The 24575-nt window shown below is 42.2% G+C and carries 19 protein-coding genes and 1 riboswitch; of the genes, 12 read left to right on the top strand and 7 right to left on the bottom strand.

Annotated features, from left to right (window positions below):
* Positions 1-128: 128 nt before the first annotated feature.
* The 3 genes from CSV61_RS08785 to CSV61_RS08795 all read left to right on the top strand — a co-directional run bounded on the left by CSV61_RS08785 (position 129) and on the right by CSV61_RS08795 (position 3458).
* Entirely contained in the window at positions 129-1619 is a 1491-nt protein-coding gene (locus tag CSV61_RS08785; protein WP_099638913.1) for a carotenoid oxygenase family protein, read from the top strand.
* A complete protein-coding gene (locus CSV61_RS08790) occupies positions 1603-2325 on the top strand; it encodes an alpha/beta fold hydrolase (protein WP_158233816.1) in 723 nt (240 codons plus the stop codon). Before CSV61_RS08785 ends, CSV61_RS08790 begins: the two co-directional genes overlap by 17 nt.
* Positions 2326-2441: 116 nt before the next feature.
* Positions 2442-3458, top strand: coding sequence for a Bug family tripartite tricarboxylate transporter substrate binding protein (locus CSV61_RS08795; RefSeq protein WP_158233817.1), 1017 nt, complete (start codon positions 2442-2444; stop codon positions 3456-3458).
* Positions 3459-3594: 136 nt separating this feature from the next.
* On the opposite strand, the gene adhP is transcribed toward CSV61_RS08795, so the two are convergent.
* The 5 genes from adhP to CSV61_RS08820 form a co-directional block, all read right to left on the bottom strand.
* Positions 3595-4608 carry an alcohol dehydrogenase AdhP gene (gene adhP / locus CSV61_RS08800; protein WP_099638937.1) on the bottom strand — a complete coding sequence of 338 codons (1014 nt, stop codon included), beginning with the start codon at positions 4606-4608 and terminating at the stop codon, positions 3595-3597.
* Between the two features lie 349 nt (positions 4609-4957).
* Entirely contained in the window at positions 4958-6418 is a 1461-nt protein-coding gene (locus CSV61_RS08805; RefSeq protein ID WP_099638915.1) for a CoA-acylating methylmalonate-semialdehyde dehydrogenase, read from the bottom strand.
* Between the two features lie 20 nt (positions 6419-6438).
* Positions 6439-7614, bottom strand: a complete 1176-nt coding sequence (locus CSV61_RS08810; RefSeq protein ID WP_099638916.1) for an iron-containing alcohol dehydrogenase — start codon at positions 7612-7614, stop codon at positions 6439-6441.
* 110 nt (positions 7615-7724) lie between these two features.
* Positions 7725-9440, bottom strand: coding sequence for a sigma 54-interacting transcriptional regulator (locus CSV61_RS08815; protein WP_099638917.1), 1716 nt, complete (start codon positions 9438-9440; stop codon positions 7725-7727).
* A 375-nt stretch (positions 9441-9815) separates the two neighbouring features.
* Entirely contained in the window at positions 9816-10430 is a 615-nt protein-coding gene (locus CSV61_RS08820; protein WP_099638918.1) for a TetR/AcrR family transcriptional regulator, read from the bottom strand.
* Positions 10431-10688: 258 nt separating this feature from the next.
* Here CSV61_RS08820 and CSV61_RS08825 point away from each other — a divergent pair, with 258 nt between their 5' ends.
* The 3 genes from CSV61_RS08825 to CSV61_RS08835 all read left to right on the top strand — a co-directional run bounded on the left by CSV61_RS08825 (position 10689) and on the right by CSV61_RS08835 (position 14539).
* Positions 10689-11597 (top strand): NAD(P)-dependent oxidoreductase, encoded by a 909-nt coding sequence (locus tag CSV61_RS08825; protein WP_099638919.1) that lies wholly within the window; start codon positions 10689-10691, stop codon positions 11595-11597.
* 32 nt (positions 11598-11629) lie between these two features.
* Complete coding sequence (locus tag CSV61_RS08830) at positions 11630-13141, top strand: CoA-acylating methylmalonate-semialdehyde dehydrogenase (protein WP_099638920.1); 1512 nt, start codon at positions 11630-11632, stop codon at positions 13139-13141.
* A 114-nt stretch (positions 13142-13255) separates the two neighbouring features.
* Entirely contained in the window at positions 13256-14539 is a 1284-nt protein-coding gene (locus CSV61_RS08835) for a GntP family permease (protein ID WP_099638921.1), read from the top strand.
* Between the two features lie 463 nt (positions 14540-15002).
* On the opposite strand, the gene CSV61_RS17085 is transcribed toward CSV61_RS08835, so the two are convergent.
* Positions 15003-15239 carry a transposase gene (locus CSV61_RS17085; RefSeq protein ID WP_233193561.1) on the bottom strand — a complete coding sequence of 79 codons (237 nt, stop codon included), beginning with the start codon at positions 15237-15239 and terminating at the stop codon, positions 15003-15005.
* A 320-nt stretch (positions 15240-15559) separates the two neighbouring features.
* Between CSV61_RS17085 and CSV61_RS08845 the strand changes: the two genes are divergently transcribed.
* The 5 genes from CSV61_RS08845 to CSV61_RS08865 all read left to right on the top strand — a co-directional run bounded on the left by CSV61_RS08845 (position 15560) and on the right by CSV61_RS08865 (position 20989).
* On the top strand, positions 15560-16768 hold the full coding sequence (locus CSV61_RS08845) for an acyl-CoA dehydrogenase (RefSeq protein ID WP_099638938.1): 1209 nt from the start codon (positions 15560-15562) through the stop codon (positions 16766-16768).
* A gap of 103 nt (positions 16769-16871) precedes the next feature.
* Positions 16872-17444 carry a TetR/AcrR family transcriptional regulator gene (locus tag CSV61_RS08850; protein WP_335695487.1) on the top strand — a complete coding sequence of 191 codons (573 nt, stop codon included), beginning with the start codon at positions 16872-16874 and terminating at the stop codon, positions 17442-17444.
* A gap of 60 nt (positions 17445-17504) precedes the next feature.
* The gene (locus CSV61_RS08855; RefSeq protein ID WP_099638922.1) at positions 17505-18563 is read left to right on the top strand and encodes a phosphotransferase family protein; all 1059 of its coding nucleotides are present in this window, start codon (positions 17505-17507) and stop codon (positions 18561-18563) included.
* A gap of 11 nt (positions 18564-18574) precedes the next feature.
* Complete coding sequence (locus CSV61_RS08860) at positions 18575-19327, top strand: 2-phosphosulfolactate phosphatase (RefSeq protein ID WP_099638923.1); 753 nt, start codon at positions 18575-18577, stop codon at positions 19325-19327.
* Between the two features lie 12 nt (positions 19328-19339).
* The gene (locus CSV61_RS08865) at positions 19340-20989 is read left to right on the top strand and encodes a long-chain-fatty-acid--CoA ligase (protein WP_099638924.1); all 1650 of its coding nucleotides are present in this window, start codon (positions 19340-19342) and stop codon (positions 20987-20989) included.
* 97 nt (positions 20990-21086) lie between these two features.
* On the opposite strand, the gene dapA is transcribed toward CSV61_RS08865, so the two are convergent.
* Positions 21087-21980, bottom strand: coding sequence for a 4-hydroxy-tetrahydrodipicolinate synthase (dapA, locus tag CSV61_RS08870; RefSeq protein ID WP_099638925.1), 894 nt, complete (start codon positions 21978-21980; stop codon positions 21087-21089).
* A gap of 117 nt (positions 21981-22097) precedes the next feature.
* A riboswitch (Lysine riboswitch) is annotated at positions 22098-22275 on the bottom strand.
* 217 nt (positions 22276-22492) lie between these two features.
* Between dapA and CSV61_RS08875 the strand changes: the two genes are divergently transcribed.
* Positions 22493-24304 carry a S8 family peptidase gene (locus tag CSV61_RS08875; RefSeq protein WP_099638926.1) on the top strand — a complete coding sequence of 604 codons (1812 nt, stop codon included), beginning with the start codon at positions 22493-22495 and terminating at the stop codon, positions 24302-24304.
* Positions 24305-24575: the final 271 nt, after the last annotated feature.

A 24575-nucleotide genomic window follows, 5' to 3' on the forward strand; every position in this document is an offset into this window, starting at 1 on the left:
TATCACTCTAGAAAGTTTAGCAAAGAGGCCACAATGTACAACGAAAATGAAAACGCTTCCTTTTAGTCTGTTTACTCGTTGTTTCATGATCCACCCATATAAAACTTAAAATTAAGGAGTGTTGTAGAATGTTAGAAGTTCATGACAAAATCAATGTAACGGTATCAAAGGATACGGACCACCCGTATTTACAAGGTTTCTTTGCACCGATGGATACGGAATATACAGCGACTACAGATACTATGCAAGTGATTGGCGAAATCCCAAAAGACTTGCATGGAATTTATATTCGAAATACACATAACCAAGTCCATGAGCCACTAGGGATTTATCATCCATTTGATGGGGACGGCATGCTACATGCAATTCATTTTGAAGATGGTAAAGCAGAATACCGTAACCGCTTTGTTCAAACAGTAGGCTACTTGGCTGAAAAATCTGCAGGTAAATCACTATGGCCAGGAATGCTTGAGCCTCATCTAGCTACAGCGCGAGGATGGGGTAGTATCGGAAAAATGAAAGACAATGCAGGAACAGACGTCATAGCACATGCGGGTAAATTACTTGCTACGATGTCTCAAGGTAGTGAACCATGGCGTTTGGATCCACTGACATTAGAAACGTTAGGTGTCGATGCGGAAATCAATCAAAAGATTTTGCCGCGCGGAATCGCTTCCCACTACAAAGTAGACGTTTACACAGGTGAGCTCATGTTCTTCAACTATGGCGAACAATACCCATACTTGAATTACGGTGTGCTTGATCGTCAAGGTAACTTGTCACACTACGTGCCAGTTGAATTACCAGGACCACGTTGGCCACATGATTTAGGAATTACAAAGAACTATACCATTTTACACGACCTTCCATTCATTCTGGATGAAGACCTATTGAAAAAAGATATTCGACGCGTTCGTTTTTACGATGATCGTCCAGCACGTTTTGGTGTCATTCCCCGTCATGGTGACAATTCACAAATTAAGTGGTTTGAAGCAAAACCTTGCTTTATCTTACACTTAGCGAACTGTTATGAAGATGGTGACTGGGTCATTCAAGATGGATGTATTCAATTGACAACGCCAGGTAAACCGCCAATTGGTGTACAAGGTAACGATGCGTATGAAAAAATTAAATCTAACTTGAACAAACATAAGGCGAAAACGCAAATGTATCGTTGGAAGTTCAATATGCGAACGGGCCAGACAGTTGAGGAATTAATTGATGATGAAGTGACAGAGTTCCCTGTTGTGAGCAATGAAAATATGGGCTATGACTACCGTTTTAGTTATAACACGTTGTTCCATAAGGATGATTGGTTGAAAGTCGGCTTGAAACGATATGACATGAAGAATGGTGACACCATGCGTTTTGAATACGGAGATCAACGTTATGGAAGTGAACCAGTCGTTGCTAAACGTGTAGGTGCAGTTGAAGAAGATGATGGTTATGTTCTAACATTTATCACAGATATGATTGAAAACCGATCAGAATGTTTAATTTTGGATGCAAAAGATATTTCAGCAGGACCTGTAGCACGCGTAATTTTACCAGCGCGTATTTCAAATGGTATACATTCAACTTGGGTGGAAGGGGATAGAATACATGCAGAACGAAACTAAACAAAATCTAGTGATGATTCCAGGACTAAATAACTCGAAAAAAATCTTTGACGGGGTGAAAGAGCATCTAGATTCTTCAATAACTAGTATAGCGGTCGATGTGCCAGCACTTGAAGATGTAGGTAGCATTGCAGATCAGTTATTAAAAGAATTACCGACAGAGTTCCATTTGTTTGGTTATTCATTTGGCGGTTATGTAGCGCTTGCTATTATAGATAAAGCACCTGAGCGAGTAAAAAGCTTGGCGTTAGTTTCATCTGTTGCCAATGCAGATACTGCTAAGATGAAGCAAGTGCGAGAATCCGCTATTCAACGAGTACAGGCAGGAGAGTATGAAGAAATGGTTCGAGCAACAGCGTCTAAAGGCGTTCATCCGGATCATATCGATCGCCAAGACATTACAGAGATTCGTGAGCAGATGATGAAAGAGTATGGAGCTGATCGATACATGGCGCATTTACGTGCGACAGCATCACGTCCAGATCGTGCAGAACTACTTTCGACCATCGACTATCCGGTACTAATTGTAGGAAGTCCAAATGATCAAGTTGTACCTTTTGAAAGACAACAGAATATGGTGGAACATTTGCAACATCCAATTGTAAAGGAAATTGAGGATGCGGGTCATTTAATTCCTTTAGAACAACCCGAAAAATTAGCGGATATTTTAGGGGATTATATCTCTCAGAAAATAGTATCAGTTTAAGAATGTTGGCAACAGTAAATAGAAGGATGCTAGATGGGCGTCCTTCTTTTTTACACAAATTAGACGGAATATTCAATCAATTTAACTATTATTTACTATAAAAGGAGATGTATTTTATGAAAAAATTTGTATATATTTTTGTCGCAGCGCTATTCGTCATGATGGCAGGTTGTTCGAATAAGCAGGCACAACCAGAAAGTGGCTCGACTAAAGCGGCAGCGGAAACCATAGATCAGAGCTCTTCTTATCCTGAAAAGCCGATTGAATTGATTGTTCCATTTGCACCTGGGGGTTCTACAGATGTTATGGCAAGAATGATTGCTAAAGAGTTACCAAATTACTTGCCTCACAAACAACAAGTGGCTGTCATTAACAAACCCGGAGCTGGGACTACGCTTGGTTTAACGGAAGTGGCAACGGCAAAACCAGATGGTTATACGATCGCTATTACTACGAGTTCTGGATTAGATATTCAACCACATTACGGAAAAACCAGTTATTCAATTGAAGATTTCAAGCCAATTGCGAAAGCTTATGAAATCACTACAGCTATTTCAGTAAAAGACGATTCGCCTTTAAAAACATATGATGATTGGCTGGCTTTTGTAAAAGAAAATCCTAATCAATTCACATACGGTGCTTCAGGTGGAACAGGTAGTGGCGGTCACATTTCCATGGAGAAGATCAGTAAAGAGCTCGATGTGAAAACGAAGCACGTACCTTTTGAGGGTGTAGCAGATGTAAAAAATGCTATTATATCTGGTCAAATCATGGGTGGTCTCCTTAGTCCAGATACTGAAACAGGTGGGGATATTCGTCCGTTAGTATTCGATACAGCAAGCAAAGGATCTACTGATTTCTATAAAGATATTCCTACAACAACTGAAGTAGGATTGAGTTCAGTTGCAAGTTATTATGTAGGTTTCCTAGCTCCAAAAGATACTCCGGAAGAAATTGTGTCTATCTTACATGATGCAATTAAAGAGATTCTAGAGAAGCCTGAAACTCAAGAAATCATGGTGAATCAGCAACTAACTTCAGCTTATGCAGATTCAGAAGAGTTTGCAAATGTTATTGAAAACGCTTCCAAAGGTAATGAAGAAATGATGAAAGTACTTGGGTTAATTAAATAATTAAAAACACCCTACATGGTAGAAAAACTTCCATGTAGGGTGTTTCGATTTGAGGATAGGAATGTAGGAATATACTGTTAGTAAGCTATATATCTAAAAAGTAGTAAAGAGTACATTTCAGTAAGCGGGCTGACGATCAATCAAACGTCAACACAATACGTCCATTAATCTGTCCTTTTTCCAACTTTTCAAGAATCGTATTTACTTCGGAAAGAGGAGCCGTCTCAATCTGCGCTTTCACTTTACCGCGCGCAGCAAAGTCCAACGCTTCTTTCATATCAATCCGTGTTCCAACGATAGAACCTTTTACTGTAATGCCGTTTAGAACTGTATTGAAAATAGGAATCGGTAGATCTTCATGTGGAAGTCCGACCGCAACCAATGTGCCGCCACGTTTAACGGAACGATACGCTTGCTCAAATGGCACTTGGGCTACAGCTACGCTAATAGCCGCTTGAACGCCACCGACTTGGTTTTGAATGGCTTCGGCAGGATCCTCATTTTTGCCATTGACTGTAATATCGGCGCCAAGTTTCTTCGCAAGCTCTAATTTTTCATCCGCAATATCTACTGCGACTACATTGAATCCCATAGCTTTCGCATACTGTAGCGCTACGTGACCTAATCCACCGATGCCGTAAATCGCGACCCAGTCTCCTGGCTTTGCACTGGATACTTTCAATGCTTTATAGGTTGTCACGCCTGCACAAAGAATAGGTGCGGCTTCAACAGAGCTTAGGTTTTCAGGGATTTTCGCAACGTAATCCGCTGCTGCAAGGCAATACTCCGCGTATCCACCGTCCACTGAATAGCCACCGTTTTCTTGGCTATGGCATAGTGTTTCTTTCCCTTCTAGACAATAATCACATTCACCACATGCAGAGTAGAGCCAAGGGATACCGACACGGTCGCCGACTTGTACGGACGTGACGTTTGGTCCAACAGCTTCTACAATTCCTACGCCTTCATGTCCTGGAATGAGAGGAAGTTTCGGTTTGACAGGCCAGTCACCGTTAATTGCGTGTAAGTCTGTATGACAGACGCCGCATGCCTCTAATTTCACTAACGCCTGACCCGCTCCTGGTGTTGGTATTTGTGTGTCTTCGATCTGCAACTTTGTCTGGAATTCTTTAACGATCGCTGCTTTCATAGTGGTCTGTTTTGTAGTCCCTCTTGCGTTACTGTTTTGAATTGCTGGTTTCATGAATGATTCCTCCCTTTTTCTGTTACGGACTATCTATATGTAGGGGGAGTATTGGTTAGTACATGTTTTTTTTATGGCACGGTACTGGCACGGTACCAGGTCCCCACACAATTCAGGCACAATTCTGCTTCGACACAGTACCAGGCCCCCATGCAATTCAGGCACAATTCTGCTTCGACACAGTACCAGGCCCCCACGAAATTCGAAACTATCCAGATAATTACCATTCGATAATACGTAAAACACCTTCTCTCTGTTTAAAACAAAGAGAAGGTGTTTTCGTATTGTATAGTGATTACTCCCAACGACCAGTAAGTACTTTCTGACGTGTATAGAAGTTTAGCCCATCTTTTCCATTGGCGTGAAGATCACCATAGAAGGAATCTTTCCAGCCGGAGAACGGGAAGAAGGCCATAGGTGCAGGTACGCCGATATTTAATCCGAGCATTCCCGCGTCGATGTTTTCACGGAAGTTCCGTACGTTTCCACCGTCTCTCGTGAAAATACACGCGCCGTTTGCGAACCTGGATTTATTTGATAACTCGATCGCTTCATCTACATTTTTCACACGGCTAATAGATAGAACAGGGGCGAAAATTTCGTCTTGCCAAATTTTCATTTCACTCGTTACGTGATCAAAGATGGTAGGTCCAACAAAGTATCCTTTTTCTTTAGCTGCGCTGTCTTGGCGACCGTCGCGAACCAATGTTGCGCCTTCTTTTTCACCAGTCGCGATGTATTGTTCTGTTCGTTCTTTATGTGTGTCACGAATGACAGGTCCGAGGAAGATCCCTTCATCCAAACCATTTCCGATGGTCAGTTCATTTGCTCTCTTGAGTAAGGCTTCAACAAATTCATCTGCAATATCATCCTCTACCGCGACGACTGAACAAGCCATGCAACGTTCTCCGGCTGAACCGAATGCTGCGTTGATGATTTGCGTAGCGGCATTGTCCAAGTTCGCATCTTTTAGTACGATGGAGTGATTTTTGGCACCAGCTAGTGCTTGCACGCGTTTTAAATCATCCGTTCCGCGTTTGTAGACGTACTCTGCGACGGGCTGGGATCCTACAAAGGAAATGGCAGCGACTTTTTCGTGATCTAGAATACTATTTACTACGTCATGTGCACCGTGCACAATATTGAAGACGCCTTTTGGTAAGCCGGCTTCTTCGAGTAGTTCAGCTAAGCGGTTGGCTAGCATCGGTGTACGTTCAGATGGCTTAAGTACAAATGTATTCCCTGTTGCGATCGCCATCGGGAACATCCAGCATGGCACCATCATCGGGAAGTTGAATGGTGTGATTCCACCGATGACACCGATCGGATAGCGATACGTTCCAGATTCTAAACCGGATGAGATGGAGGGCAAGTTGTCTCCCATCATCAAAGTAGGGGCTCCCGTGGCAAACTCTACACATTCAATTCCACGTAACACTTCGCCGTGTGCTTCGGTAAAATTTTTTCCGTTTTCAACTGTGATAATTTTGGCGAGTTCATCCCAGTGATCTACTAAAAGTTGCTGATATTTGAATAGAATACGTGCGCGACGTGGGACAGGAACTTCTTTCCAAGTAATGAATGCTTCGCTTGCAGCTTCTACTGCGTGATCTAAATCATCTTTTGTTGAGATGGGAACATGGGCAACTACTTCTCCAGTGGCGGGATTATATACAGGCTCCGTTTGGTCTGTCGTAGCGGATACCCATTCACCGTTTATATAGTTTTGTACTGTCAATGTAGAATTTGTTGTCATATAAATGACCTCCTATTGTATTAAAATTGATATTCATAGCATATTTGATACAGCTCTGCGATTTTTTCATTGGAAGGCGTTTTCGGGTTATTGCCAGGACTCCCGCTATCGATTGCGTCTGTAGACATTTTACTGAGAGCGCTTACAAAATCTTCACGTGGGATTCCCCATTGTTCGAGATTTGGAATTTGTAGCGATTTACATAAGTCTTTCACAGATTGCACAGCAACTTCTGCAGCATCCTCATCTGATAATTGTACTGCTTTGGTAGAGAAGATTCGACCGATGTCTGCAAGTCTACTAATACATGAATCTTTGCTATACTCCAGTAAAGCAGGTAAAAGCATCGCATTTGAGAAACCGTGCGGCACATCAAATAGGGCACCAATTGGACGAGACATTCCATGGATTAAACAAACAGACGCATTGGAGAACGCACTTCCAGCTTGAAGGGCAGCGAGTGACATGCCTTCTCTCGCTTCAATATTTTGACCGTCAATGAAGGCTTTGTGCAAGTTCTTTGAAATTAACTTGATTGCGGACAATGCCATCATATCTGTCATCGGATGCGATTTTTTAGATATGTACGCTTCAATCGCGTGGCTTAGTGCGTCTACACCCGTCGCAGCTGTTACTTTTTGAGGAGATGAGAGCGTCAACAATGGATCAACAATGGCCACATTCGGCATGAAAGCAGGTTGTTTGATCATCATTTTCACTTTCGTTGCTGAGTTCGTGATGACCGTTACATCTGTTGCTTCTGAACCGGTCCCTGCAGTGGTTGGAATCGCAATATGAGGGACAGATGCCGTGTGGGCAATTTTCTTCATGCCGACATAGTCTGCAATGTTTCCACCGTTAGTCGCAACTACTGCAACCGCTTTCGCAGTATCTATACAGCTTCCGCCACCTAATGAAATGATCAAGTCGCATTGTTCGTCTTGATATAATTGAAGTGCTTCATCCACGTATTGATCATTTGGTTCTGAAGCTACACCGAGAAATAGTACACTGTCAACGGAATGATCTGATAATTTCTGCTGGCAATCTTTTACGTAACCAAGTTCGTGTATAATTTGGTCGCTGATGATCAATGCTTTCTTACCGAGAAGGACGGCTTTTTCACCAATCTGTTCAAATGAATGTTGCTGATACAGTATGGTAGGTGGCATTTGAAACGTTTTGCAAGTTTCCATTAGGTCAGCTCCTTAAATTATAATACGTGTAAAGCAGTAATGAAAAAAGTGTAGCGAATAAGCTACACTTTTATTTATAAACAGAGTGTAGCATTACGGCTACATTTTGGTCAAATATTAAATTTTCTCATTTTTTTGTATAATGTCGTTCTATGGATACCGAGTAGCTCCGCAGTCTTTGATTTATTGCCATCTGTTTTATCTAATAAATCGATAATCATCTTTTTTTCTTCCGCGTCTTGTTTTTCTTTTATCTTGTCTAAAGTATGGATACTTTGTCCATCTACAATCATTTTAGGTAAGTCTGATACGTCGATACTATCGGAATCCACTGTGCTGACTAAGCCTTCAAGTACATCAATTAAATCTTCAATATTGCCCTTCCACTCGTAATTCATCAAATACGTAACTGCTGAAGTGGTGAACGACTTCTCAGGCATTTTATGTGTGAAGCCTATTTCCTGCATATAGTGTGACAGTAAATGGGGAATATCTTCTTTCCTGTTACGAAGTGCAGGGATGGTCAGTTGCAACGGATTGAGTTGGGCATATAATTCGGAACTGAATGCATCACTTTGGGCTAATTCATATAAATTCTGTGTAGAAGAAATGATTAATTGAACAGGGAAGTCTTCTGGAGCATGTCTTAAAAAGTCCAATAGCTTCATTTGTATAGTCATAGATAACGCTTCAATGTCTTGTAAGTAGAGAGTGCTTTCTTTGCTAGAAGTGAGAATGCCGTGTATGCCAAAAAGTTGTTCTTCCACGCTTTTCGAGTTCTCTACCGTACAGTGTATGATTGCAAACGGTTTTGATGCGAGCGGGCTTAATAAATGAATACTTTCAGCGAATGCCTTTTTCCCCGTGCCTTTTTCACCTGATAGTAAAACGACAGCTCGTGTCCGTGCCGCAGTCCTTGCTTTTCTTTTCAAATCGGATATCGCTTCACTCGTTCCAATAATTTGATTGAGACTCGAAAAGCCTTCAGATGATAGGGGAGGGAGTTCTGTATCGGTCATGACTTTCTGCAATTGCAATCGTTCGTAGATTCGATAGATATCTGAAACCCCTTCAAAAATGAGCATCCCAATTGCCGCGACTACTCTGCCGTTTTTCCAGATCGGGATTCGATGAACGACCATGTCTTGTCCTTGTATATTTTGTAGAACGCCTCTTTCTGGGATGCCTTTTTGGACCGTTTCATGTAAATTGGTGTTTTCAATAACATCTGTTACATGCCTTCCCATTGCCTCGGATCTAGGTACGCCTGTGAATTTACTATATGCATCATTGAATTCGATGATCACCCCATTCTCATCGACTACAGCGACTCCTTCATACGCTTTTTCAAGAATGACAGATAAAATGTCGGTCACTTTTTCATTTTGTATATAACTCTCCATCAACGCTGTTAACCCTTTAAAGATCTCGTTTTGAGTGAGTAGGCCAGTGAGTACCCCTTGTTGATTGGTCACCATAAAGACATTCGTAGGATCGGAGTCTATGGGAAGTTCACTTAATAATATATGTTCATCTATTTCAGTTACTTGCATGGGCAATATAGTCTCAAGCAATACGTGTTGATCACGTCCAGTGACGAATGCTTCGAAAATATGGTGGGGAGTCAGCATACCGACTGGCCTATGTTGCTGATCAACAATAGGAAGATACTCTATGTTCATATCCTTCAAAACCTTCGCTGCTTCAAGCAACGTCTTGTCTGATTGGATGACCGGAAAATTTTCATTCATCCAATTCGCTACAGCCATCCACTTTTTATCATTTTCAAACTGTACAAGTGTATTAATAAATGAATCGTTAAACATAAAAGCCTCCAGAGGATATCTATTTTACTTCGTTTTATTTAATTATAGCTTGAAGATTCTACATATGCACGGGACTGAATAAGGTGTTAGGTCCAGAATGTTTGATGAGAAGTGTGAATTTTTTGTTTGTGTTGAATTAGGGGGAACGTATTTCGTTACTGTAGAAACGATTCCACCGCAGTAAAAACACCTTCCTTAAAAAACGGGTAGAAGGTGTTGGGAAATTACTGTATTTGAAATTCAGTGCTTTCGTGCAGTTTCTATTTTGCATGAAAGAAGATTATATCTTTATTTTGAAATAACAATTAAAGCTGTAGAAGTTCTAGATGAACAGGGGGAGATTAATATGTTATCGCACATTTTATAGATTTAGATTCATTCGCTATCACATTTTAACCCACTCAATACTACAGAAGTTATACTTTGAATTTCTACTACAGGATCCAGACGCTCTCTAAAAATGATCCAATCGTAGATCGTTCCGCGCATACAGCGTGTGACGAGCATTGAAATTTCATCAACCGAAAGCTCTTGTTTAAACTCTTTTCTTTCTACGCCTTCCTCTACATAGGAGCGAATAATTTGATACAGTTGACGGTTTTGATCAGTCAAATAGTGATCGTCATCTATCGTTAATGCCAGCGCACTTGTGTAAATCGTATGAATGAAATCTTTGCCCAAGACATCCCTCAAATACGTCATTTGGCCTTTGTAAAACAATAGGATTTTTTCCGAAGCTTTGATATCAGTGGGAATGCTCGGAATGAATGATAGGTAAAATTCATCGATATCTTTAAATTTTTCCAAGAAGACATCATATTTCGAATTAAAATGGACGTAGAATGCCCCTTTGGAAACATTACATGCTTTAGCAATACTATCTACCGTTACATTATCGAAACCTCTTTCATGGAAAAGCTCTAAGCCTTTTTCTAGGAGGTTTTTCTTGGTCTCTTGCGCCTTTATTTGCCTGGGTGTAAGTTCTGTCACGTTCTGTACCTCCTTTACCATGTTTGTTAACAGAATACCATGTTAGAGAATTTTTTGAAAATTTTTAGAGAATGGGTTGACTATTCGGACAATTCTCGATATTATTGAGTGACTGCAGTATGTGACTGCGGTATGTGAGAAATATTGCTACTAATTTAAACGTAGTTTACTATTTACGAACGGTTAGGTTTTTATATTTTTTTAGTAATCATGATAACGCTTACATTATCTAAGCGAATTTAAGAGGAGGGAAAACATATGGCTAACGAAAAGAAGATTGGGTTTATCGGGCTTGGAAATATGGGTTTTCCGATGGCGAGTAATTTATTGAGTAAAGGTTACTCAGTTTATGCTTTGGATATCAATAAAGAGTCGGAACAGAGCTTTGGACAATTGGGTGGACATGTAGGTCTGACTACTGCTTCGTTACTAAAGGAAGTGGATCTCGTTTTCACTAGTTTACCTACTCCAGCTATTGCGGAAAATGTTTATTTAAGCGAGGATGGGATCGTCAATTGCGCTACCAAGCCATTGATATTAGTGGATTTAAGTACGATTTCACCTGATCTGAATAGGAAGATTGAAAAAGAAGCATTGCAGCATGATCTTGAATATCTGGGTGCACCGGTAAGCGGGAGTGTCAGTGGTGCGGTAAATGCCACATTATCCATCATGGTAGGTGGCGAAAAAGAGACATTTGAATCGGTACTGCCTTATCTACAAACTATTGGATCGAATGTATTCCATGTAGGAAAAGATCCGGGAGTTGGTACTATCGTTAAGCTCATCAATAATATGATGGCAGGTATTCACAATCAAGCGGTTGCTGAAGCACTTTCATTAGCAAAGCTTGCAGGTGTTGATCAGGATATTGTGTATGACATCGTCAATGTCAGTTCGGGTGCAAGTACAATTCTTACTCGAAACTATAAGACCTATATTTCACAGGATGAGTACAATAAAGGTGCATTCACGACTTCATTATTATTAAAAGATTTGAAGCTTGCAAAGCACGTATCGGATTCTCTTGACGGAGAGCTACCGATTGCGTCGCAACTAATCGAATACTATGAAGCAGAAATAGTAAAGGGTCACGCTCATGAAGATATGTCTTCTGCCTACTTGATGATCCAAGATCAGTTGAATAAGCAAAAACAAAACGTATAAAAAATCTATTATAATTTAGGAGGAATGAACATATGCAAAAAACAGATGTAAAGACATTAACTCATTTTATTAATGGTAAAGAGGTAGAAGGCAAGAGTGGACGATTTGGAGATGTCTTTAATCCATCCACTGGAGAGAAGATTGCAAAAGTCCCATTGGCTTCCACAGAAGAAGTGAATGAAGTCGTGAAGCTAGCGAAAGAAGGATTTACTCACTGGGCTAAGGTTTCAGTAGGCAAGCGAGTGGAGGTTCTTCACAAGTTTCGTGCCCTACTTGTAGAAAATACGGATAGATTGGCCTATGCGATAGGTGAGGAAAACGGAAAAACGATCTCTGATGCAACAGGTGAGATTACACGTGGTATTGAGTCAGTAGACTTTGCGATTGGCGCTCCACACTTGTTAAAAGGTGAGCACTCGGTAAATGTAGGGGGAGAGATCAATTCGTATTCCATGCATAAACCATTAGGTGTTGTCACTTGTATTTCACCATTTAACTTCCCGGTAATGGTACCTGTCGCGATGAGTACGATGGCAGTAGCAGTGGGTAACGCAATGATTTTGAAACCTTCAGAAAAGGTACCTCATTCTGCATTAATTCTTGCGGAGCTATGGGCTGAAGCAGGATTGCCAGCTGGTGTGTGGAATGTTGTCAATGGCGATAAAGAGGCTGTGGATGCACTGCTTACGAATAAAGACGTGATGGCTGTTAGCTTTGTAGGATCGACGAAGGTAGCTGAAGCAGTATATGAAAAAGGAACGAAAAATCATAAGCGTGTACAGGCATTCGGTGGCGGAAAGAATAATATGGTCATCATGCCGGATGCGGATATCGATACAGCGGTCAATTCATTCCTCGGTGCAGCTTATGGAGCCGCATCACAAAGATGTATGGCGATCTCTACTGCGATTCCCGTAGGTGAGAAAACAGCTGATGCGTTTGTTGCGAAGCTAACAGAAAAAGTGAACGAACTAAAAGTCGGAAAGTTTGATGACAAGGAGGCAGATTTTGGACCTGTAATTAGTGCTGAAGCAAAAGCGAGTGTAGTACAGTCCATCGATTTGGCTATAGAAGAAGGAGCCGTTCTAGCAGCGGACGGACGAAACCCTAAAGTAACGGATGAAAGTGGTTATTATTTAGCACCAACATTGCTCGATCATGTAACAACAGATATGAACGTGTATAAAGAAGAAGTCTTCGGCCCTGCTCGAATTGTTGTTCGGGTGGATACGCTGGAACAAGCGATTGATCTAATTAATGAGCATGAGTATGGTAATGGCGTTACGATCTTTACCAACAGTGGAAGTGCGGCACGAACGTTCACGGATCAAATCGAGGTAGGAATGGTAGGCGTCAACGTGCCGATCCCAATTCCGGTAGGCTATCACAACTTTGGTGGCTGGAAGCGCTCCAGATTTGGCGAAGGACAAATGTTTGGTCCGGATACGGTGCGATTCTTTACTAAGACAAAGACGGTTTCTGAGAGATGGTTCGATACTTCGTATAATGAAAATAAAACAGACTTCAATTTCCCTAGCAGTTGAGTAAACAAGAGCAGGATCGTAGTGATTTAATAACTCCGATCCTGCTTTCTTTTTAAAAGCTCCCGTTAACCGAGTCATTCTGATGATTTATACCGATTATAGAGGAGGGGTTATATGCTAGGGATATTTATTGGTTTAGTGTTACTTATGGTATTGGCTTATCGAGGTTGGTCGATCATTTGGATCGCACCTATGTGTGCAGGGATTGTAGCGTTATTCGGTGGGCTGAACTTACTTGATGCGTATACAGATACCTATATGACGGGATTTGTTAATTTCGCGAAGCAATGGTTCCCGGTATTTATGTTAGGTGCGATCTTTGGGAAACTGATGGAGTACAGTGGGATGGCCCATTCAGTAGCAATCGGAATCTCACGAGTTTTTGGTAAAGAACGTGCGATTATTGGTGTGGTGGTTGCAGCAAGTGTACTAGCTTATGGTGGCGTCAGTGTATTTGTTGTCGTGTTTGCTGTTTATCCTTTGGCGGTTAATATGTTCAGAGAAGCCAATATTAGTAGACGACTTCTTCCGGGAACGATCGTAGCGGGGATGATGACATTTGCTATGACTGCGTTACCAGGAACCCCTCAAATACAGAATCTAATTCCCACACAATACTTTAATACGACGGCTGCAGCGGCTCCCATAATTGGACTAGTTTCATCCGCTGTAATGGTGGTTTGTTCCATACTTTATTTGAATCGAAGAGTACGTGTCTTAAGAGAAGCGGGTGAAGTATTCGAAGAGCGTGAAGAGGACTTGAATATGGAACAAAGAATAAAGTATCCACATGTCATTCTTTCTTTACTACCTTTATTGGCTGTAATTATTACGTTGAACTTATTAAAGTGGGATATCGTTCTGGCACTCGGAGCAGGCATTATTCTTATATTAGTTATTTCTATTAGAGAATTCAAAGGCTTTACGAAAGCTGTCAATAGTGGGGCAAGTGACTCTGTCATGGCGATGATCAACACAAGTGCCGCTGTAGGATTCGGAACTATCGTGCGATCGGTTCCAGGCTTCGAAAAGTTAAGTGATGCTATTTTAGGCATTAATGCAAATCCATTAATCTCTGAAGCCATTGCAGTAAATGTTTTGGCAGGAGCGACTGGGTCTGCTTCTGGTGGTCTCGGTATCACATTAGAAGCACTAGGCTCGCACTACTATGAAATTGCGACAACTACTGGTCCTGCACCTGAAGCTTTTCACCGAATTGCATCGATTGCTTCTGGTGGATTGGATTCCCTTCCTCATAATGGCGCGATCTTGACGATTTTGATTGTAACGGGCATGACACATAAAGAATCGTATAAAGAGATGGGCGTGATTGCGATTGTATTCCCTATGCTTTCATTGATTCCTGCGATTGCGCTTGGGATTATGGGGATTTATTGATGGTAGTCTTTGACGGTGCCAGGTCCCTACACAATTCAAAAAGACTTCTAATCCAGCACATTAGAAGTCTTTTTGAATTTCATTTTGTTGAAATTACGTCAACACTTCTAGAATATCAATGTTCTCGAGTGCATTCAAAATATCCTCTATTTCCATCAAGCAATAGTTCACATAGGCTTCTGCGGTTTTCTCGAATGGTTGAGGTAAAAAGTGTGGAAGCTTTGATGTGTCAAGATATGGATAGGGTGACGGAGTAAAAGAGTGATAGTAGGGAAATGTACTGAATGGATAATCAGCCAAATATTTGACCATAGGTATTTTTGTCGCGATTGGATTTCGGTGAATATAGCGGCTTACTACTAGCATTGCGTAAGGAGATTTTACCTCCTTTAAATAATACCGGCCTTGGTAAAATTGTCCGACGTAGCCGTAACGCTTTGAGTAATAATCACTGTATTTTCGATTAATATGCCGCATGATTTTTAGATAAGTCGTCTTCAGATTGCGGCAGAATATGGTAGTGATTTGTCATGATACAGAACGCAAAAATCGTAAATTGATAATCGATAGACGCATGGCCTATGCATCGCATCAAATGCCACATGTCTTCTTCCGTAGCGTAGATGTTCTGTCGATTGTTGCCGCGGATGACGACATGGTAGTTGGCATTAGGCCTCCAATTCCGTTTACGTCTTGCCATTGATTTCTCCTCCTATTATGTTATGAATATATTGAGTATAGAGGAGAAGTTTTGTTTTGGTCAAAAGAGTAAAATGGAATTTTGAAAAGCGTAAAGCGCATACGAATCACGTTGTGGGTTCGAAGAATTGAATTTATACGGCTATTCCTATAGAAAAATTGAATTCCTGAATGAATTGTGTGCGAATTGTGCGGGGACCTGGTACCGTATCACCACGAAAACCGAAAAACCACCTTGCAACCCCACAACAAATCCAGTATAGTAGTAGAATATTCAGAACATACCAACTGGTTAGTATAAACGAAAGGAAGTCATAGATGATGAACTTTTCATATTCCGAAAAAGTAGTAAAGTTACAGGAGCAAGTGACGCAATTTATGGAAGAGTATATTTATCCGAACGAAAGTGTCTTTCGTCAACAGCAAGAGGAACAAGGAGACCGTTGGAATAAGATTCCGCCGATTATAGATGAATTGAAAGCAAAGGCGAAAGAAAAGGGGCTTTGGAACTTGTTTCTTCCGGATGATAGTTATGGGGCGGGATTGACGAATCTGGAATACGCACCGCTTTGTGAAATTATGGGCCGTTCATTCTTGGCACCGGAGATTTTCAATTGCAATGCGCCGGATACTGGCAATATGGAAGTGTTGGCGCGTTATGGTACGGATGAGCAGAAGAAGCAATGGCTTGAGCCTTTACTTGAAGGGGAGATTCGCTCAGCGTTTGCGATGACGGAAAAGGACGTGGCATCGAGTGATGCGACGAATATTGAATCGAGTATTGTACGCGACGGCGATGAGTATGTGATAAACGGTAGGAAATGGTGGACTTCAGGTGCTGGAGATCCTCGCTGTAAAGTGATGATCTTTATGGGCAAGAGTGACCCGAATGCGGCGAAACATGAGCAGCAATCGATGATTCTTGTGCCGATGGATGCAAAAGGTGTAACAGTGGAGCGTATGCTACCTGTTTTCGGTTATGATGATGCACCGCATGGACACGCAGAAATTCTCTTTACCGATGTACGTGTGCCAGGAGAAAATATATTGTGGGGCGAAGGGAAAGGGTTTGCGATTGCGCAAGGTAGATTAGGGCCTGGCCGTATTCACCATTGTATGCGTTTAATCGGTGCGGCTGAACGTGCACTTGAATTGATGTGCAAGAGAACAAGTGAACGGGAGACGTTTGGCCAAAAGATTTCAAATCACGGTGTCGTGCAACAATGGATTGCGGAATCACGGATGGATATCGAACAGGCTCGTCTGCTGACGTTAAAAGCTGCGTACATGATGGATACAGTCGGTAATAAAGTTGCGAAAGCAGAAATCGCTATGATTAAAGTAGTGGCACCGAATATGGCATTGCGTGTCATTGATCGAGCGATTCAAGCATTTGGCGGAGCAGGTGTTAGTGAAGACTTCCCGCTTGCATATATGTATGCAGGAGCGCGAACGCTGCGTATTGCAGATGGTCCAGATGAAGTGCATTCAAGACAGATTGCTAGATTGGAATTGAAGAAGTATCGATAAATGTTAGGTATGATCAGAGTTCCATTTCATTCATTCCGCGTGAAGATTCGATCCGCCAAAATGTGATATAGTATGAGGTAAATAACATGAAGAGGGTCGGGGAATGAGTATGAAAGCTAAAATTACACAAGCGAGTGTGTTGTTGTTTGAAGAGAAAGGGTTTAGTGATACATCGATTCAAGATATAGTCGAAGCAATCGGTGTGACAAAAGGAACATTCTATTATTATTTCAATAGTAAAGAACAATTATTGATGGAAATTCATTTGGAATATATTTCGGATTTGCTGAAACGCCAGCAGACGATTTTGGAATCGGATCATTTATCAGGCCGTGAAAAGCTAGAAGCTATTATCGCATTGCTGATTCATGATATTCAGTATAACGGGCCAAGTGGTCGCGTGTTTTTCCGTGAGATGCGCCATTTAGTTGAACAGAATGTCGATACGATTGAAAAACAACGAGATCTGTTTCGCTTAAATATCGAGCAACTGATTACGGATAGCATCGAAGCAGGTGAGTTCCGTCAAGATTTGCGTGCAGATATTGTGGCTTTCGGCGTATTAGGCATTACGAATTACAGCTACAACTGGTTCAATCCAAAAGGGAATATGTCTGCGGATGAATTGATTGAACTATTTTCTAGTCTTTTACTTGAAGGAATCATTCCGCGCTAAGCTGAGAAATCAGCTTATGCACAACATACCTACTGGTTAGTATGAAAAGGAGGATGTACTATGGAGAATGCTATAACAATTGACGTACGGTCTGGAGAAGAATTGAATAAAGAGAAGCTACAACACTTTATTCATGATCATATTCCAGAAGCGCCAGAAGGGGAATTACACATTCGCCAGTTTAGTGCGGGGCATTCGAATTTAACGTATCTTCTGCGAATTAATGAATGGGAAGCAGTGTTGCGTAGACCGCCACTAGGGCCAGTTGCACCGAAAGCACATGATATGGAGAGAGAATATCAAATTTTATCGACTTTGCATCCGTATTTTAAAGCAGCTCCAAAACCATATGTATTTTCTAGCGATGAAGAGATTGTCGGAAGTCCATTTTTCATTATGGAACGTCGAAATGGCATCGTGCTAGACACGGAATTTCCTGACGACACAGCCTATACGCCTGAACTCGGCCGCAAGATTTCTGAATTACTAGTAGAACAATTGGTCAGTTTGCATCAAGTAGATTATAAGAAGACGAAGTTAGTGGATATGGTGAAACCTGAAGGCTTTATGGAGCGGCAAGTTGCCGGGTGGATCGGGCGCTATGAACGTGCGAAAACGAATGAAGTAAAAGGCCTGGATGAATTGACTGAGTACTTGAAGAGTCATGTACCAGCGTCTGCAGAGCCTACGATAATTCATTACGATTATAAATTAAACAATGCGATGTTTTCAGAAGACTATTCCGAAATGACGGGGTTGTTTGACTGGGAAATGACGACAGTAGGCGATCCACTCGCTGACGTGGGCGCTGCGATGAGTTATTGGATACAGGCAGATGATCCCGAAATGCTGAAAAAAGGACTGGGTAAACCACCCGTTACAGTGATGGAAGGGTTTTTCACAAGAGATGAATTTATCCAACGCTATGCAGAGAAGAGCGGACGTGATGTCAGCTCGATCGATTATTATTTGACGTTTGCCTACTTCAAATTAGCCGTCATTTGCCAGCAGATTTATTACCGCTATAAAAAAGGACAAACGCAAGATCAACGCTTTGCTCACTTCCATGTGTTTGTTGAAAATTTAATTCAGTACGCGTTACTTAGCGCTAGGAAGTAAGGGGTGACAGGGTGAAGATTCATTTGCTTTTTAAGAAAGAAGAGTTGGATGAGGCGAAGCTCGATACGTCGAAAACAGTTGTCGTCTTTGATGTGTTATTAGCGACTTCTACGATTTCTGCCTGCCTGTCGTTTGGAGCACGGGCAGTCATTCCGGTAGCTGATGAAGAGGAAGCGCATGAGATTGCAAAAAGCTTGTCGACTGATGACTATTGTATGGCGGGTGAGTGGAACGGCTTGCCAATTGATGGGTTCTTCTATCCGTTACCGCTAGCCCTTCAAGAAAAGGTCGCGGATAAAACGTTGATCCTGCGAACGACTAACGGTACAGTGGCGATCCGAAAGGCTACAGCTGCGCGTAAAGTATGGATTGCATCATTATTGAATAGCCCAGCAGTAGCTCGAAAAGTGTATGAAGAATATGAAGATGAAACGATTTTACTCACTTGTGCAGGATCTGCCAATCAATTTTGCTTAGAAGACTTCTACGGTGCAGGGTACTTTTTATCTGAACTCATTCAGCTAGCAGGAGAGAATGCTGTTCAATTAACGGACAGTGCGCTCGGAGCCAAGTTGTTTTACGATAGCCAGAAGGATCAAAGTGAAATAGTACTTGCACAAACACAGGTAGGCAGCGCAATGCTGGAAATGGGAGTAAGCGAGGATTTGCATTTCGTCAGTCAAAAAGAAAAGCTTGAAGTCGCACCATATTTGTCTGGTCATGAAGTTGTCTGTGATCCGTTTGTAAGCGTATACAATAGTTGAGGAGTGAATTGAATGAAACATACAGCTCATTTTGAATTTTGGCCGCCGCGTATTGCCAAATCTCTTACATTACCTGAAACAACGATTTATGATAATTTGGCGATCACTGCGAAGAAATATCCGAACAAAACTGCTTATGAATTTTATGGAGGATCCGCAACGTACAGTCAATTACTGGACGAAACAGAGAAGATGGCAGGCTATCTTGAACACGAGTGCCAAGTGAAAAAAGGGGATCGTGTTTTGCTACTTATGCAAAACTCGCCACAGTTTCTCGTGAGTTTATTTGCAATATTGCGCGTGCGGGCAGTCGTTGTCGCGATCAATCCGATGAGTACGACGAAAGATTTGCAGTTTTTCTTGGAAGACGGAGACATTCGACTGGCGTTTATCGGACAGGAATTGTATCCGAAACTAGAGCCGCTAATAGGTACGACGACACTTCAAACCGTAATTTCTGCTGCTTATTCGGATTATATTAATGAAGGAAAAGCATTAGCTGAAATACCTGCAGAAGTAAAGGCGCCTGCTAAGGAACTAGCGAAGACTATTTCGTGGAAATTTGCGCTACATGCAGCTAACATCCCGTCAGCCTACACAGGTGAGAGTGACGATATGGCGATGATTCCGTATACATCAGGAACAACTGGAGCGCCAAAAGGCTGTATCCATACAAATCGTACGGTGCAGGCCAATACGACAGGTTCGTATCATTGGATGACGATGGGTCCAGACACGGTGGTATTGACAAGTTTGCCTTTATTCCATGTAACAGGACTGACGCACAGTGCGCTGAATCCTATTTTGGCAGGGAGTAATACGGTGATTCTCACGAGATGGGATCGCGATTATGCGATGAAGGCGATTGAGCATTTCCGAGTCAGCCACTGGATCAATATTAGTACGATGCTGATTGATTTCCTCGCGAATCCTCAGCTCGCCGATTACAATATTTCCTCTCTAGAGATAGTCGGTGGCGGAGGGGCAACGCTTCCTATTGCAGTGGGTGAAAAACTCCGACAACGAACGGGACTTGATTATGTAGAAGGGTACGGTCTCTCGGAAACGATGTCGCATACTCATTTCAATCCACCGAATCGACCTAAATTGCAATGTCTTGGTATTCCTGCATTCGGTGTAGATGCCCGTATTATTGATCCGACGACTGGAGAAGAACTCGGAGTAGAAGAGGAAGGCGAGCTAGTGGTCCATGCGCCTCAAATGTTTAAAGGGTATTATAATCAAGAAGAAGAAACGAAAGCGAGCCATCTACTGCTAGACGGTAAACAATTTTTCCGCACGGGCGATATTGTACGAATGGACGACGAAGGCTATTTCTTTATCGTAGACCGCGTTAAACGGATGATCAATGCGGCTGGATTTAAAGTATGGCCGACTGAAGTGGAGTCGATTCTATATAAACATCCAGCGGTTCAGCAGGCGTGTGTCGTTCGGTCTCCTGATGAAGTGCGTGGTGAAACCGTAAAAGCACTCATTATTTTGGATGAAGGGTATAAAGGAAAAGTAACTGGCGAAGAGATTATCGAATGGTCGAAGGAGCAGATGGCGAGTTATAAATATCCACGGATCGTCGAGTTCCGTGATAGTTTCCCAACTACGAGTAGTGGGAAGATTTTATGGCGTCAGTTGCAGGATGCCTAAGCGGTAACTACGTCTTTTATTAATAGAAGTGAATATAAAAGCTGCACCGAAAAGACTGTATCGTTAGGTCTTCTCGGTGCAGCTTCTATTTTATTACTCACAGTCCGACTACGGATTGATTACGAAGAGCTAGAAGGTCTTTCAATGATTCTACTTGTTCGTCAGGCAACGCAATCATGGGTAAACGAACACCGCCAACCGGTACGCCTGTCAAGTTCAATGCAGCCTTCGTAGGTGAAGGGTTTGGAGCAGCGAACATCGCTTTCATGATGGGCAATAGGCCGCGGTAGATCGTAGCCGCTTGCTTTGTGTTGCCCATTTTGAAGTGACGCACCATTTCTTGCATTTCATTGCCTATAATATGAGCGGAAACCGATACGACGCCTGTGCCGCCAATAGCCAGTACAGGAAGTGTAGACGAGTCATCACCTGTATAGACAAAGAAGTCGTCTCCGGTATGTTCGATAATAGCTGCAACGGCGTCTAAATTACCGCTTGCTTCTTTGACGGACGTAATATTCGAAACGTTATTAGCTAATCGGATAATCGTTTCAGGCAACATATTTACTGCGCTACGTCCCGGTATGTTATAGAGCATGACTGGCAATGTAGTCGTTTGTGCGATCGTCTGGAAGTGCTGGTACAACCCTTCCTGACACGGCTTATTATAGTATGGTACGACAAGCATGATGCCGTCAACGCCAGCTTCTTCTGCTTGGATCGTTAGGTCGATCGATTCTCTTGTACTGTTTGTTCCTGTCCCGGCAATAACCGGTGCACGGCCTGCAACAGTTTGTACGGTAAACTTGAATAATTCCACTTTCTCTTGCGCAGTAAGCGTAGGGGATTCACCTGTCGTACCTGCGACGACTAACGCATCTGTTCCATTGGCTAGTAAGTGATTGATTAAGTGTTGTGTTGCTGGGTAATCGATGTCTCCTCTTTCGTCAAACGGAGTAACCATCGCTGTCATAATTGATCCGAAATTCATTATTCTCCACATCCTATCATTTTATTAAAAAACATAGAGGTGGGGGCGAAACGTAATTGAACGCAAAAAGCAACAACGAGGGCTCGCTGTTGCGTTGAAATAATGAATTATTTCTTTGCACGAGATAGCCCACCATATAGTCTCCTATATGACAATCCTGCACTTGTTCAGTCCAGGATCAGCTTAGAGATCATGAGAATCTCACCGCTTCGGCAAATTCCCCTTTCGACAATCTTCACAGAACCTCATGATTCTCCGATTGTGTACTAATGGTTTTTGCGCCTCTATCCTTATTTCCGAATAATCGAAATAAGTGAAAGTTTAATTAACCCCTACTTTACTTGGTATACGTGAGAAATGCAACCAATACTTTTTAATTTTTATAAACAGCAGATGGCTCTCTGTAATTTTCATTAAAATGGAATTAACTCTAGTTCTATTGAACGTCACGGGGTAACATGGACTATAGTCATTCTTTTGATTGAGCCAATGAATGAGGAAAGGGGAATGTTATGAAGAAAAGTAGTTTGGTTATTTTATTGTTAGTATCGATATTTTTTGGATTCATTACGAGTAAACCCATACATAGTCACGCACAATCACCAGTTACCGAGTGGCTAGTGGAATATGCGGAAGACGCTCGCATGACTTTTAGTGAGGAACTAGAAGGGCGAGTGGAAGTGCGTAAGAAGATTTCTTCTGACGTGGAGTTATGGAGTGTAAAGGAAGGTATAGACGCAGAAACACTTAGACGTGAACTTCAGGAAGATCCGAATGTTTTACTTATAGAAGCAAATGTTGAAAGACACTTGGCAGCTGAATCTTCCAATGACCCGTATATTGTGGAACAATGGTGGCTCCCACGTGTAGGTGCAGAAACGATTTGGTCACGTGTGTCTGAACAGAAGAAGGACGTAACTGTAGCGGTAATTGATTCAGGTATTGATACGCAACATGTAGATTTGCAGAAGCGAATTCAACTAGGGGGACAGAATTTCTATAATGATAATGATAATGGTAATGTGCGTGATGAAACCGGCCATGGAACTAAGGTGTCGGGAATCATCGCTGCAGAGTACGGTAATAGAGAGGGCGTTTCAGGAATAGCAGGTCCTTTTGACGTGAAAATTTTGCCGCTAAAAGTATTCGGGGCTAGCCAGACAACGAAAACGTCCTATATTATCGCAGCCATTGATCATGCAGTGAAGCTAAAGGCAGACGTGATCAACCTAAGTCTTGGCGGCCCGGTAAAATCGGATATTGAAGAACGAGCGATCCAACGTGCAATTCAAGCGGGCATCACGGTAGTGGCGGCAGCTGGTAATAAAGCAGAGGAAGATAATCGACCTTTTTATCCAGCGTCATATGAACATGTGATATCGGTAGGTTCGACCGATCAACGTAATCAGCATGTGAAGTCCTCGAACTACAATGAAAACTTGACTTTAGTAGCACCAGGAACGTTTATTTTCACGACTACAAATGAAGGGGATTACGGTGTAGGTGAAGGAACTTCATTCTCATCACCAATTGTGGCGGGAGCGGCAGCTATTGTAAAGTCATTGCAACCAGAAAAAACACCGCAAGAGATCAAAGAGATACTGCAAGCTACAGCAACACGTTTGGCGGAACCTGGTACATCTTTATACTTCGGATCAGGTTTACTCAGCTTGGAACGAGTGCATCAAATGCTTCCTGCTCAAAAGATTCCAGTGCACAGCGTGGAATTAAGTGCTGAAGCAGTAACGATGGACTTGGCGATTGGTGTGAACTCTCCATCTGTGACGGATACGACGCCGGAACCAAAATTCGCACTGTACGCTACAGTTCATCCAGTTAACGCAACGGATCAAACGGTCATCTGGTCTTCTTCAGATCCTTCTATTGCAGAAGTCGATCAGCGCGGAGTCGTCACAGCCAAAAAAGTCGGTACCGTATTTGTGACGGCTAGGGCTAATGGAGCCGCGGCGATTGCGACAGTCAACGTAGTGCGTAACGGTGTAGGCTACGAGTTTACGAGTGACTTTGATAATCAGAAGGTCCTCGCAACTAAAGTATTCACTGTCATATTCACTCAGCCATTATCTCCGTTAAAGGATTATAGTCAAGACATTGTCATCTCAAGGGAATCAGACGGTGGAACACGGGTCCTTGACTTCACGGCCAAAGTAAATCCACTAAATTTCAGACAGTTATGGATTCAACCGAATACGTCTTGGAATGAAGGTTCTCATTATCTTACGGTGACGAAAAATGTTCAGAACACTCACCTACTTACCTTACATAAAGAAAGTAGAATGATGTTTTATTCAGGCTATAAGTAAAACAATTACCAAATGAAGAGGTTGGGACAGAACAGAAAAAACGTAAGGGGGATCCTTTACGCTTTTTTCTGTTCTTATCAGTAAATATTTTTTTAGAGTAACAGCGTGTACCGGAACGGAGAAAGACCGACTCCTAAGGGATCAGCGTGCGTCTTGAGACCCTGGACAGGTGCCTTAATTTCTGCAAAGTACACAGAAATACGGCAAAGCGAACCCTACGTTGTTCGCTTGGCTCAAGCCACGCCCCTCGGAAAGCGTGCCTTTCGGAGTG

The sequence above is a fragment of the Sporosarcina sp. P3 genome (assembly GCF_002743415.1).
In the GTDB taxonomy this organism is placed as follows: Bacteria; Bacillota; Bacilli; order Bacillales_A; family Planococcaceae; genus Sporosarcina; species Sporosarcina ureae_A.